The sequence below is a fragment of the Paraburkholderia sprentiae WSM5005 genome, assembly GCF_001865575.2.
Taxonomy (GTDB): Bacteria; Pseudomonadota; Gammaproteobacteria; order Burkholderiales; family Burkholderiaceae; genus Paraburkholderia; species Paraburkholderia sprentiae.
The window spans coordinates 302,088-316,330 of record NZ_CP017562.2 but is presented as its reverse complement, the minus strand read 5'-3'; the positions used below and the strand labels follow the sequence as shown (position 1 = coordinate 316,330).

Here is a 14,243-nt window from a genome sequence, read left to right as displayed (position 1 = left end):
TGGCGCCGGGCGGGCGTTTGCCGCCGTCGATGTGGTCCAAGTGTCGCACGATTCGACAGGCGAATATCAGACCGGAAGTCGGCGAAGCGGGCCGATGATGATAAGTTAGCCCACTCACAAGAAAACCCATTATCTGCACCATGAGACCGTATCTCCCGCTGAATGCGCTGCGCGCGTTCGAATCGTCCGCGCGGCATCTGAGCTTTACGCGCGCCGCGCAAGAGCTGAACGTGACCCAAGCCGCGGTCAGTCAGCAGGTACGCTCGCTGGAGGAGCGGCTCGGCACCGCGCTGTTCAAGCGTTTGCCGCGCGGCCTCGTGATGACCGACGAAGGGCTCGCGCTGCGGCCAGTGCTTTCCGACGCGTTCGATCGCATCGAGGCGGCGCTCAAGCGGTTCGACGGCGGCCATTTTCACGAGGTGCTGACGGTCGGTGTAGTCGGCACGTTCGCGGTCGGCTGGCTGATGTCGCGCGTGACATCGTTTCGCGACGCGCATCCGTTCGTCGAACTGCGGCTGCTGACCAACAACAATCTCGTCGACCTCGCGACCGAAGGCCTCGATTTCGCGATCCGTTTCGGCGACGGAACGTGGCCCGGCTCGCTCGCCACCAAACTGCTCGACGCGCCGCTCGCGCTGCTCTGCACGCCCGAGATCGCCGCGCGCCTGGCGCGGCCTGACGATCTTGCCAACGAAACGCTGCTGCGCTCGTACCGCACGGACGACTGGATGAACTGGTTCGCGGCCGCGGGCATCGCGCCGCGGCCGGTGCGCGGGCCGGTGTTCGATTCGTCGCGGCTGATGGTGGAAGCCGCGATACAGGGCGCGGGCATCGCGCTCGCGCCTGCGTCGATGTTCGAGCCGGAGATCAAAAGCGGGCGTCTAGTGCGCCCTTTCGACGTCGAGGTCCAGGCGGGCAGTTACTGGCTGACCTGCCTGAAGGGCAAGCCGATGACGCCGGCCATGGTGCTATTCCAACAGTGGATCGCAAGGGAAGCGGCCACGCCGGGCCGCGCATGAGTTTCTACGCGGCCGTGCGGCAATGCCCGTTCATCGCGGGCCGCTCGGCTTGCGGCGGGAACACGTTCCACGAACCATCGCCGTGGCGGAAGAAGAAGATCGACAACAGTCCTTCGGGCTTCAACGCCTGCACGCACACATAGCGCTGCTGTTGCGACGCGCGATGGCAGAACCGCACGACGCGCGCGGGCATCGACGGCGTGGGCGCGAGCCATTTGTCGACGGCCCAGTGCAAGGTCTTTTCTGCTGCAACCATGATGTTTCTCCTCGAAGCGTCCCGTTCCCGACGCGCTGCGCTCACGCGAGTTGCGCGAGTTGCGCCGCCCGCTGTTGATGCCTCGTCCCGCTCTCGACGAACGACTTCACGAGGCACAGCAGCGCACGCACGCCCGTGCGCGGGTCGCGCAGGCAGCAATGCACCTGTTCGCTGCGGCTTTCGCCGAGCAGGCACCACGCGCAGAAGTGTTCGCAGTTGTTGGTCAGCAGGCGATAGCGGTTTTCGCCGAGGCGGGAGCGCGCGCGGCGCACCGCTTCCGTGCCGCCGTAGATCGCGCTAGGCGTCGCGCGAACCGACAGCGAATGGCCGGCGGCGAAGCGCGCCAGTTCGACTTCCTCGACCGGCCCGCGATGCACCGAGCCCGCGAAGCCCGCGTAATGCACGACGCGGCCGTTGCCGACATAGATGCCGTGATGTTCGTAGCCGTTACGCTGCGTGACCAGATGCGCGCCGATCGGCAGATCGATCGTCGATGATGCGGTGTCGCGAATCGCGGCCGATGGCGGGGCGTCGTCGCGTGTATCGAGCGTTGGGGTGTTCATGGCTGGCCTCGTTCGCATTTCCAACACAGTTGCGACAGCTTTCGCATGATCCGGGCCAAGCGCCGGAAAGCCCTTGTTTGCCGGGCCGACGGCTAATTGAGCAGGTTTCTGAAGACGAGAATGTCAGTACCGAACCAACAGAAATCGCGCTGATCTGTTAGCGTGTGACGCTCATTTGCGAGGGGTGTCGCGTGGTGCTTTCGCGTGAAATGAAGCGCACGCGGGACCCGATCCATGTGTTGGGTCCTACACCTGTTCGAGTGCGAGCTTGTTGGCCGCGAGCCGACCGATCGCGTCGACCGCGCGCGGGGTCGAACTGCGCAAAGGCGCGCCAGTCAACGCGCGGCGCGCTTAGGCTGCAATCCGTTGCTGATTGGCATGGTGTTTGCAGCGTCCCGGGCAGAGTCCATTCAGCCGCGCGCATTGCGCATGCGGCCAACCGGAGAACGACATGTCCTGCATCAAATTGAACGACCTCTCTTTGAACCTCGCGCTCGATCGCAAAGCGATGGCGGCGATTCGCGGTGGCGGCGGCGCGCCGTGGATCTATGGCTGGATTCAGCCCTATGTGCCGCAAACGCCGAGCATCGGGCCCGTGGTCAATCTGTACGAGGTCTCCAACAACTTCTATGCTAACCAGATGATCAACCAGTTTCAGTCGGTCGACGTACGCAACACCGGCGCGAACGCGAACCTCAACGTGTCTCCGGACGCACGCAACAGAAACGACATGGTGTAGCCGTTGTGACCTGCGCGAGCCAATTTCTCTGGACATCGTCTGCGCGTTCCGACGCGGGACGGGTGCGCGAAATCAATGAAGACGCCTGCCTCGACGAGCCCGAAGCGGGACGCTGGGCCGTCGCCGATGGGATGGGCGGGCACGCGGTCGGCGACCTTGCGAGCCGCACCGTGATCGACGCGTTGACCACGCTGGCCGAGCCGCAGGGCCTCAGAACGCTGATTGCCGATGCACGCGCGCGGCTGCAAATCGCGAACCGTCAATTGCGCGACGAAGCCGCGCGCCGCCAGGTGCAGCGCATCGGCAGCACCGTGGTCGCGCTGCTTGCCTGCGATCGCTTCTGCGGTTACGTGTGGGCCGGCGACAGCCGCATTTATCTGTACCGCGCGGGACAGTTGCGGCAACTGACGCGCGATCACAGCCAGGTCGAGGAGTTGCGCTCGCTCGGGGTGATCACCGACGAAGAGGCGCGCCATCACCCCGCGCAGCACATGATCACGCGCGCGGTCGGCGCGACGGATCTGCTCGAACTCGACGACGATGCGATCGAAGTCGCCGACGGCGACGTGTTCCTGTTGTGCAGCGACGGTCTCAGCAATGAACTGAGCGACGACGAGATCGCCGACGTGCTGACGTCGGCGGAGCGCGAAAACGCATGTTGCGAACTCGTCGAGCTCGCGCTCGCGCGCGGCGGGCGCGACAACATTACCGCAGTGGTCGTCGAAGCGCAGGACCCGAATGCGGCGGACAACACCTTGCGGAATCCGGCGCCTTGATCGTCTTCGGGCGAGCGTTTCGCTGAATCCTCATTAGCCTTCGTCGTCTTCCTCGTCGCGCTCGTTCGCGCCGTTCTTCGTGGGCGGCGCATTGCGATTGCGGAAATCCTTTGAGTGCAGGCCGTGCTTTTTCAGCAGCATCTGCAAGTGCGAGCGATTCATATCGATGCGCCGTGCCAGTTCGGCGACGGTCCCGCCAACTTCACGCAGTCCGCGTTCGAGGAATGCTTTTTCGGCGTCGTCGCTGGCCGCCCGCTTCGCGTCGCTCAACGACATCAGGTTCGCGACACTGATCGGCTGCTCGCCGCTCGCCTGCCCGCCATCCACCTGCGCCGGCGCCGGCGCCGAGCCGGGCGCAGCGGGCCGCATGTCGAGCGGCAAATGCTCGACGTCGGCCATCTCTCCCGCCAGACATGAAATGCGGTACATCACGTTGCGCAATTCACGGATATTGCCCGGATACGCGTAGCTCAACAGAAAGTCCCGCAAACGTGGCGTCAATCTGACCGGCCGGCGTTTCAGCGTGCCCGCCGCTTCGTCGCCGAACCACGCAATCAGCAACGGAATTTCATCACGCCGTTCGCGCAGCGGTGGCAGCGTCACGTGAATCACGCTGAGCCGGTAGAACAGATCCTCGCGAAACCGGCCTTCCTCGCTGAGCTTGCGCAGATTGCGATTGGTCGCCGCGACGATGCGCGTATCGACCGCGATCGTTTCGTCGGAGCCGACGCGTTGAATCTCATGCGCTTCGAGCACGCGCAACAGCTTGACCTGGCCTGCGAGCGGCAACTCGCCGATTTCGTCGAGAAAGATCGTGCCCGTATGCGCGCTTTCGAATTTGCCCTTGCGGTCGTTCGACGCGCCGGTGAATGCGCCCTTGCGATGCCCGAACAACTCCGATTCCAGCAGATTGTCCGGAATCGCGCCGCAGTTCACGGAAATGAACGGCTTGTCCGCACGCGCGCCATTCGCATGGATCACTTTCGCCATCAGCTCCTTGCCCGTGCCGCTTTCGCCATCGATCAACACCGGCAGGTCGGTTGGCGCGGCTTTTTCCGCGATTTCGAGCGATTCGAGCAAACGCGGATTGTCGCCGAACGTTCCCTCGAAGATAAAGCTGCGTTCGAGCAGCGCCTTGCGGCGCGCACCGCGCGATTGCTCCGCGCTCGTCTGCGGCTCGCCCGCGGTGGCCGCCTGCACGAAGCGCTCCTTGTGCGAAAGCTGCATGACTTCGTCGCGCAGCGACGTGGCCTGCCTCAGCAGCTTGTCGATATCGGCGCGTTCGAGCCGCGACGACCAGCGCAACGTGGAGCGCAGGATCTCGATGCGCTCGATCAGTCCCGCATACGATATTGCGGGACTCGCCTCTTCAATCTGGTCGAGTATCTTCATCATGATGCGCTCAACTGTTTCTGCACCAGCTGGTAGTACATGCCGCCGCGCTGGATCAGCTCTTCGTGACGGCCCTGTTCGACGATCGCGCCTTCATACAGCACGAGAATCTTGTCCGCCCGCATGATCGTGCTGAGACGATGTGCAATGATCACCGCGGTGCGGCCCTTCAGAATGTCGTGCATATTGCCGAGAATATTGCTTTCCGATTGCGAGTCGAGCGCCGAGGTCGCCTCGTCGAATACGAGCAGACGCGGATCGTGATACAACGCACGCGCGATGCAAAGCCGCTGGATCTGACCGCCCGACAAACCGATGCCGCGTTCGCCCACGATCTGCTCATAGCCGAGCGGCATCTTGCTGATGAAGCCGTGGGCGTCGGCCATCTTCGCGACTTCCTCGATGCGGCGGCGCTCCGGCGCGTCGTCGCCGCTCGCGATGTTCTCGGCGATCGTGCCCGAGAACAGCAGATTGCTTTGCATCACGTAGCCGATTTGCGCGCGAAAATACGCCTTGTCGATCACGCCGGAGTCATAGCCGTCGATCGTCATTTTCCCTTCGCTTGGCTGATAGAAGCCGACCAGCAGCTTCGCCAGCGTAGTCTTGCCCGATCCGCTGCGCCCGACGATCGCGACCAGCTCGCCCGGCTTGATATCGAAGCTGATGTTCTCCAGCACATAAGCGGAATCGTCTTCGCCATAGCGGAAATACACGCCTTGCAGGCTGATTTCGCCTTGCAGCTCCGGCAGCATCACGCGCGACGGTAAATCCTGCGGCTTCTGTTCGGGCTCGATATCGAGCACATCGCCGAGCCGTTCCATCGCGACGCCCGCATCGTTGAGCATGCTCCACAGGCCGACGAGCCCCATCAGCGGACTCAATACGCTGCCCATGAACGCATTGAACGCGATCAGCTGGCCGATCGTCAATTCGCGCGCGAGTACCAGATTCGCGCCGACCCACAGAATCGCGATCGTCGTGGCCGCATTCAGCAATTGACTGCCGAAGCTGACCAGAATATTGAATGCGTGCGCGCGATACTGCAATTCAAGCGCCTTCGCGTATTTCTTTTCCCAGCGTAACCGTACTGGCCGCTCGATACCCATGCCCTTGACGGTCTCGACACCGGCCAGAGCCTCCATCAGAAACGACTTCGCCTCGGTGGACGCCGTAAACACCTCCCGCGCGTAGCCCTTGATCTTCGGCGTCGCGATCACCGTGAGTCCCATGATCGGAATCACGAACGCGATCAACACCAGCGTCATCTTCACGTTGTACACGAACATGATCGTGAAGTAGATGAAGATCATCAGCAGATTCAGTGCGGTGGTCACGGTGGATTCGGTCAGGAACGCACGGATCGTCTGGTTCTCCTGAAAGCGCGCGAATATATCGCCGGTCTTGCGCTTCGCGAAGAACGAGAACGGCAGCGACATCGTATGCTTGAAGAACTGCGACATCATCGCGAAGTCCATGTTGCGGACCATGAAGTTCGCCAGATAGGCGCGAATCGTCGACATCAACTGCGTGAAGACGTTGGAGATGATGAGCCCGCCGATCAGCAGATGGAGCAGACTGACGTTCTGATGCACGATCACGCCATCCAGAATGTTCTGAATGATCAGTGGTGGTATCACGCCGAGCACCTGGATCACGAAAGTCGCGAGAAACAGATAGCCCAGTATCTTGCGGTACGGCTTCAGATAGCCGACAAAACGGATCCACGGCGAGCGCGCGGCCGACATCTGCAACAGTTGCGATCCGCCGGTAAACAACAGACAGGTGCCGCTCCAGCCACGTTCGAAGTCTTCGACGCTCAGTTTTCTGAAACCGAGTGCCGGGTCCGCCACCCAGACATAGTCCTTCGACAGCCCGTACACGATCACGTAGTGATAGCCCTCCCAATGCACGATAAACGGCAGATCGAAGCCGGCGAGCGAATCGAACGTGCATTGCACGCCGCGCGTCGTGAAGCCGAGCGACTCGCCCGCGCGCGAGAGGCTATCGAGCGTCGCGCCCTGCGTCGTCACATTCGCGAGTTCGCGCAGTTTTCCGAGCGTCATCGGAATGCCGTAATGGCGGCAGATCATCGCGAGGCAGGCGGCGCCGCAATCCATCTCCTCGGCCTGCTCGACGAGCGCGAAGCGCCGGATGATCCTTTCGCCCAGTTCCGGCTTGCTCTGCAGGTCGAGCAGCAACGGCAGCTTGCGCCGCTGTTCGAGCCGCTTTTGCCGCTGCAATTCGCGGTCGCCGTAGCGGATGCGCTCGTCGAGTACTTCGCGTAGCTTTGGATTGCGTTCGAGAATGAAATGAACGGTGCGCTCGGGAATGACCAGTAGCCGCGTGTCGGTGGTCGCGACGACCGATGCCATCTGTTCCTGGCGCATCAGGCACGCCTTCTCGCCGAAGATCTCGCCTTCGCCGAGCGTGGCGAGCGTATAGTCGTGGCCCTGCTCCTGCCGCACGATGCGCACCTGGCCCTGCCGCACCAGATAAAGCCGCCTGTCGTCGCGGCCGTCCTGTTTGAGAATCTCCTTGCCGGCAGCCACCCGCTTGGCCCCGACGCTGCGCACGCATTCCTCGAGTTCCGCCTTGTTCAACTTGCCGCGCAGATCGAACAGTTGCGCGACGAAGCCGCCGGCCGAATTGATCGCGACATAGCTCGCGACGAACGCCAACGCCGCGGCGTTGCCCGCCATCACGGGTTCGAGCGCTGTGCGCGGAATGAACAGCAATTCGGTCCTGGCCGACGCCCGTACCGACGCTTCGTGAACGTACGTGCGCAGCATCGCAATGTCGGCGAAGATCTCCCCCGATTTGCGCACGCCCCTGCTGGATTCCTTGCCGTGCTCCTCGGTGAAGATGCGCACCGTACCCGAGCGGATCACATAGAGCCCGTCGGCCACCTCTCCCGCCGAGCACACCGTTTCGCCGAACGAATAGGACTTGGCCTGCGCGTAGTCGGCAAGCCGCTCGATCTCGTCGCGCGAGAACGCCGACAGGATCTCCACCGAAGCGAGAAATTCGGCGGTGGAAGACGCGGATGGCGCGGTCTGGGGGGCATCCATGTATCGGCGAGCCTCGCTTTATCGGTCGCTAGTCGGGTACTAGCGCGCTTCGATCACGTGTTCCTGGGCGCGGGCTATCAGCCAGCTCTCGCGCAGCAAACGGCGGATTTCGGTGGCCACGTCGGCATCGAGCGTGGCCGGATATTTGGCCGTCACCGCGAAGATTTCGAAGCACGAACGGTCGGCCGACGGAAACGGCCCGAGCAGATCGCCGAGCGCCGCATTGAAGATCTTCGCCTCGATGTCGGGCTTCAGCGAGCCGCGTAGCACCTTGCCGATCACGCCGCCCGACTCGCGCGTATCGGCAATCGAATGCTCGCGCGCCATCTCGGCGAAGCTGTCGGGGTCGTCGCGCAGGTACGAGATCATTTCCTTCGCCTTGCCTTCGCTATCGAGCACGATATGACTGACTTCGAGCGCGTCGAACTTCGGTGAATTCAATGCGAAGTAATCGCGGATCGCCGCGTCGTTGCCGATCTCGTCGAGCATCTTCTCCTGATAGAGGCCGTCCGTAATGAACGCCTCGAATTCGTCGAGGCTCACGTGCAGCGCGTCGAGATAATGATTCATATCCGCTGCGCGATGCAGCCCGCGCACGCGGCGAAACTGGTCGGCGCGCTGCTGGATTTCGTCGACGCTGACGGCAACGCCCTGCTTCTTCGCCGCATGGACGGTCAGCTTGTCGCGCACGATCTGCTCGATCAGGCTCTCGAACTGGCCGGTCAGTTTAAGAAGACGAATGAACTCGTCGACGTCCACGACCTCGTCATCGATACGCACTATCGCGGTCATTTGCTCCGCTCCTTTGGTGAATGTTTGATTCGCGCGCTCAACCCGCCACCTCTCTGAACGGATCGAGACCGAGATCGATCAGGCGCCGCTCACGCACGACGATTTCCGCATTGGCGGTCATGCCGTAACGAAGCGGATAACGCGTGCCGGCCACCTGGTAGTAATCGTTGTCGAGCATGACGCGGCCCTCGTAGACCGGCTGCTTGTCCTGCGCCGACGGTTTGGTGGCCGGCGAGATATAGGCTAGCGTGCCGCTGATCAACCCATAGCGCTGGTAGGGAAACGCGTTGAACTTCAATTTGACCGGCAGGCCTTCGTGCAGAAAAGCGCGGTCGTGTTCGGCGATTTCTATCTTCAGCACGGGCCGCGCGTCTTTTGGCGCAATGCCGCCGAGCGGCGCATTCGCCTGAATCTTGTCGCCGCGCTGCGTCGATGTGACGTCGGTGATCACGCCCGAAACCGGCGCGAGAATCAGCAGAAAATTATCCTTGTCGATGTTCTCGAAACGCACGCGCGCGGCGGCATCGGCTTCGAGGCGTGCGCTTTGCAGTTGCACGCGCAGCTTGTCTTCCGCATCGGTGATATCGCGCACCGCCGCATCGTATTGCAGTTGCAGATCGGTGCTTTGCTGGCCGCTCGTCGCGAGTTGCGCGTTCGCCTGCGCATATTCATGGCTCAGCCGGAAGTCGAGCTCGGACAGCTTCGATTGCGCGACACGGTATGCGTTATCCGCCTCGAGCGCGGCCGTGCGTTTCTGCTCGACCTGCAATTCAGCGATACCACCGCCGCCCGGTTGCGCGAACAGCCGTGAATAGCGATCGAGTTCCTGATTCGCCGCTTCGCGCACACGGCGCGCGTTGTCGAGCGAGCTGCGCGCTTCGTCGAGTTCGGCCTTCTGCCCTTCGGCAAGCTTCGTCGTGCCTTCTGAAACGCGATTCTCGTGCAAGCGCTCTTCGACTTCGAGTTGCGCCTTCAGCGACGCGGCCTTGCGTTCCATCAACGCCTTCTTCTGCGGAAACTGCTTCCATTCGCGTTCGGCGTCTTCGAGTTTGAGTTGGGCCTGCAACGCATTGCTCGCGGCCTCGATCGCACCGCGCGCATTGAGTCGCGCCAGCACGTCGCCCTTCGACACCGGCTGCCCCTCGGCGATATACAGATCCGCGAGTTCGCCGTCGATCGGCGTATAGATGCGCCGTACTTCCGATTCCGGCGACAACGTGCCAGGCGCACTGACGATCACGTCCGCGCGACCGACGAACGACCACAACAAACCCGAGACGACGAGCGCAACCATCGCCCAGATCAGCGCACGCGCGATCCGCATCGGCTCCGACGTCAGAATCGCGATGCCTTCGACGCTATGATCTTCGAGCGCCTCCGACAACGGTCTAGGGTGAGGGTCGCGTTTCACTCTGATCGCCTCCAATCAATGCGAGCTTCGCCTTCAAAAGCCCAGCGTCCAGCACCATGCGCAACTCGGTCAACGAGCGACGCTGCAAACTCGCTTCGGCTTCGATATCCGCGAGCAGGCGATCGAAATCGGCGGGATGATCGGCCTTCAACTGCGTGTAGATGCGCATGCCCTGCCGCGCCGCCGTCTGCGCTTCGGTCAGCAGCCGCGCTTCGTTGCGAAAGCCCGCCGAGATGCCGGCTTCGAGCCGCTGCGTGCCGCCGATCGAACCATTGGCGCGGTATGTCTTCCACAGGCTTTGCGCGCGCAGCAGCAGATCTTGCGCGTGCGTGAGTGCCTTGTCATGCAACGCGGCAACGTCTTTCTGGACCGCCTGGACGAACCATGCGTCGGTCTGCGGATCGAGGCTCGCGTAAAACGACAGCAGACGCTGGTCGTAATCCTTCGCGCCACGGGTTTTTTGCAAATCGTTGTATTGATCGAACAAGCCCTTCTTGTGCGCGGCTTCGGTCGCCAGCACGTCGGACCACGGGCTCGCCGGCATCGACTGCAAATCGTTCAGCGCCTGCTGCGCGTCGCCGCGCTGCCACGCGGCGTCGACCGCATCCTGACGTTGAACGACGTCCGCCGCCGGCAAACGCGTAGCCGCAAGCTGCCGGAATTGGGCCTGAAAAGGCGGTGTACGGAAGCGCGCGGTTTTCATCATCGCTAGCAGTGACGTCAACTGGCGGCTCAGCGCGGCATTCAGCAAGGCCGTGTATTGGCGCAAATCGTCACGCACGCGATCGAGTCCCGCGAGCCGTGGATAACGCTGCGCGTAATCGTCGAGTACCGGTGGCAACGCGTCGGGTTTGTCGCGCGCGAGTTCGGCGAGGATCACGCCGTTCAGCCGGTCGATCGCGGCGACGTACACCGAATCGTCGCTTTCGAGCTTGCGCAGATGACTGAGCGCTTGCGCGTAGGGCTCCGCGAAGACCGGCACGTAGCTCGCAATACGGTCGAGCGCGCGCTGATGACTCGTCGCGTCGTCGTCCCAGCGGTGCAGCAGGTCATTGATCGTCGCTTCGTCCGTGTACATGCGAATCGGCGCGTCGACGCCGCCGCGCGCCGCGACGAAGCGTTCGAGATCGCCGACCCATTGCAGTTCGCCGACCAGCGACGCGGCATCGGCGTTATTCACGCTCAACGCCTTCATGTTCTTCAGCAGCGCATCGGCCCGGTCGAACTGCGCTTTTTGCAGTGCTTCGAGCCAGCCCGGCAATTCGCCTTTCAGCAACGCCTCGCTCGCGAGCACGCTGATTTTCGTGTCCGCCGGATGCGTGGCCAGATAGCCGCGCGCCACCGTGACGGCGCTCGAGTAATCACCGCTCGCGAGCAAGCTCTTCAACTCCCGTTCCGATGAACCGTGCAGATAGAGGCCCACGCCGAGCGCAACCACGATTGCGACACCCGCGCCGCCCCATGCCGCGGCGCGCCGCGCGTTGGTATGCTCGCCGTCCGCGAACGCCTTGTGCAGTTCGCCGGCGAGCATCTTCCAGCGTCGCGGCTGACGCTTTACGCCGCCTTTGCCGCTTCTTTCATTCGCGCGGTCTTTCGGGTCCGCGGGATGCGCCCCCTGCGCGCCGTTTGCCGTCGCTACGCCATCGCGCTTCGCGCGCGCGGCGCCCGGCTGCGCCGCTTCATTGACTTCGTCTTCGCGTTGCAGCGCCGGATCGACGCAAAAGATCTCGAGAAACGAATGCGCCGCGCCGACGAAGGTGGTCTTGTCGGCATCGGCGCCACTGTCGGCAGCGCTACGAAGAGAAAGCTGGGTCACGGTGGGTTCGACGTCGGGGGATTTCTGCAGCGACACCCTGTAGACGAAGTGGTCGCCGCCAAATGCAACGACGTCGCCATCCACCAGCGCAAGCGCCGATTCGCCGAGCCGCTGCCCATTCACGAACGTACCGTTGGTGCTGCCGAGATCCTCGACATAAAGCGCACCGCCCTTCAGAAACAGATGCGCATGGCGCCGCGAAATGTAATTGACCTGGTGCGGATAACGATCTTTATAGCGGGAGAAAACCTCGTCCGTCTTGCTGACGAGAAACGGAAAAGCCAGCACGTCGACCGGTTGCAGACCAAGGTCATCGCGCTGCGGCACCAGCAATAGATGCGTGACGGGCGAAGCGCTTCCGCTCGCGACGATGCGCGCGCGCGGCTCGATGCCGACCCGATAGCGCAGCTCACCGCCAAAGCAGAGTTCATCGCCGGCGCACACGCGCGCGGGAGCTTGCCGCACCGCGATGCCGTTGACCGTGGTGCCGTTCTTGCTGCCTAGATCGGCAACATAAATCGCGCCATGCTCGACGAAAACGCGCGCATGCCGGCGCGAGAGACCGGCGGTCCATTGCGGAGGGTAGTCGTTGAACGGCGCTTCGCTGCGGCCGATGGCGAACAGGTTGTCGACGATGCGAATCGCTTCGAGCGCGGGGCGCTGCGCGCACGCTACCGGCGACAACACCACGTCGAAGGCAGTGCCCACTGTCGCGCGCATTTCAGCAATCGGAGCTTCGCCGGTGGCCATTTTCTGGATCACTAAGCGTTTACCCGCCGCGGCGACGACGCGGGGCGAACGGGACGAAGAACAACGGCGCAACCATGTCGTTGTGACGAGCCACGCAAACGCTGACCCCTAAAGGATTGTAAGTCACGCATCGAGAGTGTCAATTTGGATATCGCCGGTTGAGAAGACAGCGCGTAAGTCATCAGCCGACGAAATACCCGCGTGATACGCCAACACCAGGATTAGCTCAATGTTTCGTTACTTCTCTTTGATCTGCGCTTGTACGTCGACGCCTGGCCAGCCGCCGCCGAGCGCCTTATAAAGCGTTACCGTATCGGACAGAATCAATTGATGATTTGCCAGCAAGGCCTGTTGCGCCTCCAGCAAGGTCCGCTCGTCTTCGAACACTTCGAGTTGCGACACGACGCCAAGGCGTAGTTGCGACTGGATCTGGTCCGCGACGATCTGCAGCCGCGCCACCTGCTGCTGCAGTTCCGCGTGCTGCGCCTTATGGGCACTCAGATTGACGAGCGCATTTTCCACTTCCTCGAACGCGCCCATCACTGCCACGCGATATTGCTGCTCGGCGACTGTAGACTGCGCTTCGCTCACCTTCACATGTGCGCGCACGCCCGGATCGAACAGCGGGATGTTGATGCTCGGCATCAGGCCGAACGTGAACGACTTCAGCAACTGGTTGAGCGCGTAGCTTGCCGTACCGCCCTGCGCGGTAAGGCCGATGGTCGGCAATTGGGCGAGCTTCGACTGACCGACAAGGTCATAGGCCTCGAGCACCCTGAATTCGGCCGCCACCACGTCGGGACGGCGCGACAACAATTGCGCGGGCAAGCCATCGGGCACGCTCGGCAACTTCACCCGGTCCTGCAAATGACCCTGCGGCAGTTGGAACTCGCCGGCCGGCACGCCGAGTAGCGTACAGAGCGCGTTGTTGGCGACCGCGCGTGAGCGTCGCTGCTCGAACAGATCGTTGGTGAGCCGGTTGATCTCCGCCAGCTGGCGCAAGACCTGCGTTTGCGGCACGAGCCCGTTGCGCGCCTGGCCTTGGTAGATCGTCAGGATTTGCCGGTTCGTGTCGATAGTCTTTTGCTGCTGCGCGATCTGGTCGTCGAATTGCAGGATCTGGAAATAGGTACTGGCCACATTCGCGACCAGTTCGAGATACCCCGCGCGCCAATCCGCCTCGCTCGCGTGGAATTCGGCTTTTTGCGCCTGCACGCCTTTTTCGACCTTGCCCCAGATGTCGATGTCCCAGCTCACCTGCAGCGCGACGTTATACGTCCTTGTCAAAGGCTGTCCGGTCGACGTCTGGATGTCGGTGCCCGCCCCGAGGTCCACGCTCGGCAATGCGCCCGCTTGGGTCTCGCTGATCTGCGTGTGCGCGACTTCGATACGCGCGGCCAGCACCCGGATATCGAAGTTGCCGTCGATCGCCTTGTCGATCAGCGTGTTCAGGTACGGGTCCTGGAAGCCCTTCCACCAGTCGCGCTCGATCGTCTGCGCCGCCGATACCGGTGCGCCCTTGCGATCCGACCACGATGTCTTGTCCGGCGTGTCCGGGCGTTGATAAGCCGGCATGCGCACGTCGACGCACGCACTCAACACAAGCGCGCACATCGTTGCGGCGCCGATGCCGCGCAGCACACGGCCCATGTCGCGCGGCG

General features: G+C 62.6%; 11 protein-coding genes. 3 read left to right on the top strand and 8 right to left on the bottom strand.

What is annotated here, in order from left to right; translation table 11 throughout:
• The first annotated feature begins 140 nt into the window (after positions 1 to 140).
• Positions 141 to 1,019 (top strand): LysR family transcriptional regulator, encoded by an 879-nt coding sequence (locus BJG93_RS18170; protein WP_027195699.1) that lies wholly within the window; start codon positions 141 to 143, stop codon positions 1,017 to 1,019.
• A gap of 4 nt (positions 1,020 to 1,023) precedes the next feature.
• Here the strand turns inward: BJG93_RS18170 and BJG93_RS18165 are convergent, their stop codons facing one another.
• Complete coding sequence (locus BJG93_RS18165; RefSeq protein ID WP_027195698.1) at positions 1,024 to 1,275, bottom strand: hypothetical protein; 252 nt, start codon at positions 1,273 to 1,275, stop codon at positions 1,024 to 1,026.
• 41 nt (positions 1,276 to 1,316) lie between these two features.
• Complete coding sequence (locus tag BJG93_RS18160) at positions 1,317 to 1,838, bottom strand: lecithin retinol acyltransferase family protein (RefSeq protein WP_027195697.1); 522 nt, start codon at positions 1,836 to 1,838, stop codon at positions 1,317 to 1,319.
• Positions 1,839 to 2,289: 451 nt separating this feature from the next.
• Here BJG93_RS18160 and BJG93_RS18155 point away from each other — a divergent pair, with 451 nt between their 5' ends.
• On the top strand, positions 2,290 to 2,577 hold the full coding sequence (locus tag BJG93_RS18155) for a hypothetical protein (RefSeq protein WP_027195696.1): 288 nt from the start codon (positions 2,290 to 2,292) through the stop codon (positions 2,575 to 2,577).
• 5 nt (positions 2,578 to 2,582) lie between these two features.
• Entirely contained in the window at positions 2,583 to 3,353 is a 771-nt protein-coding gene (locus BJG93_RS18150) for a PP2C family protein-serine/threonine phosphatase (RefSeq protein ID WP_027195695.1), read from the top strand.
• Positions 3,354 to 3,386: 33 nt separating this feature from the next.
• Here BJG93_RS18150 and BJG93_RS18145 read toward each other — a convergent pair whose 3' ends face one another.
• The 6 genes from BJG93_RS18145 to BJG93_RS18120 form a co-directional block, all read right to left on the bottom strand.
• The gene (locus BJG93_RS18145; RefSeq protein WP_027195694.1) at positions 3,387 to 4,748 is read right to left on the bottom strand and encodes a sigma-54 interaction domain-containing protein; all 1,362 of its coding nucleotides are present in this window, start codon (positions 4,746 to 4,748) and stop codon (positions 3,387 to 3,389) included.
• A complete protein-coding gene (locus BJG93_RS18140) occupies positions 4,745 to 7,813 on the bottom strand; it encodes a peptidase domain-containing ABC transporter (protein ID WP_027195693.1) in 3,069 nt (1,022 codons plus the stop codon). Before BJG93_RS18140 ends, BJG93_RS18145 begins: the two co-directional genes overlap by 4 nt.
• Positions 7,814 to 7,852: 39 nt before the next feature.
• Positions 7,853 to 8,605 (bottom strand): peptidylprolyl isomerase, encoded by a 753-nt coding sequence (locus BJG93_RS18135; protein ID WP_027195692.1) that lies wholly within the window; start codon positions 8,603 to 8,605, stop codon positions 7,853 to 7,855.
• 37 nt (positions 8,606 to 8,642) lie between these two features.
• Positions 8,643 to 10,016, bottom strand: coding sequence for an HlyD family efflux transporter periplasmic adaptor subunit (locus tag BJG93_RS18130; RefSeq protein WP_027195691.1), 1,374 nt, complete (start codon positions 10,014 to 10,016; stop codon positions 8,643 to 8,645).
• Positions 9,994 to 12,582: an FHA domain-containing protein gene (locus tag BJG93_RS18125; protein ID WP_027195690.1), complete on the bottom strand. Its 2,589-nt coding sequence runs from the start codon at positions 12,580 to 12,582 to the stop codon at positions 9,994 to 9,996. Before BJG93_RS18125 ends, BJG93_RS18130 begins: the two co-directional genes overlap by 23 nt.
• A gap of 237 nt (positions 12,583 to 12,819) precedes the next feature.
• Complete coding sequence (locus BJG93_RS18120) at positions 12,820 to 14,232, bottom strand: efflux transporter outer membrane subunit (protein WP_027195689.1); 1,413 nt, start codon at positions 14,230 to 14,232, stop codon at positions 12,820 to 12,822.
• Positions 14,233 to 14,243: the final 11 nt, after the last annotated feature.

Excerpts from the sequence above, each read along its gene's own strand:
- BJG93_RS18170 (WP_027195699.1), top strand. The coding sequence starts at position 141 with ATGAGACCGTATCTCCCGCTGAATGCGCTGCGCGCGTTCGAATCGTCC.
- BJG93_RS18165 (WP_027195698.1), bottom strand. The coding sequence starts at position 1,275 with ATGGTTGCAGCAGAAAAGACCTTGCACTGGGCCGTCGACAAATGGCTC.
- BJG93_RS18160 (WP_027195697.1), bottom strand. The coding sequence starts at position 1,838 with ATGAACACCCCAACGCTCGATACACGCGACGACGCCCCGCCATCGGCC.
- BJG93_RS18155 (WP_027195696.1), top strand. The coding sequence starts at position 2,290 with ATGTCCTGCATCAAATTGAACGACCTCTCTTTGAACCTCGCGCTCGAT.
- BJG93_RS18145 (WP_027195694.1), bottom strand. The coding sequence starts at position 4,748 with ATGATGAAGATACTCGACCAGATTGAAGAGGCGAGTCCCGCAATATCG.
- BJG93_RS18140 (WP_027195693.1), bottom strand. The coding sequence starts at position 7,813 with ATGGATGCCCCCCAGACCGCGCCATCCGCGTCTTCCACCGCCGAATTT.
- BJG93_RS18135 (WP_027195692.1), bottom strand. The coding sequence starts at position 8,605 with ATGACCGCGATAGTGCGTATCGATGACGAGGTCGTGGACGTCGACGAG.
- BJG93_RS18125 (WP_027195690.1), bottom strand. The coding sequence starts at position 12,582 with ATGGCCACCGGCGAAGCTCCGATTGCTGAAATGCGCGCGACAGTGGGC.
- BJG93_RS18120 (WP_027195689.1), bottom strand. The coding sequence starts at position 14,232 with ATGGGCCGTGTGCTGCGCGGCATCGGCGCCGCAACGATGTGCGCGCTT.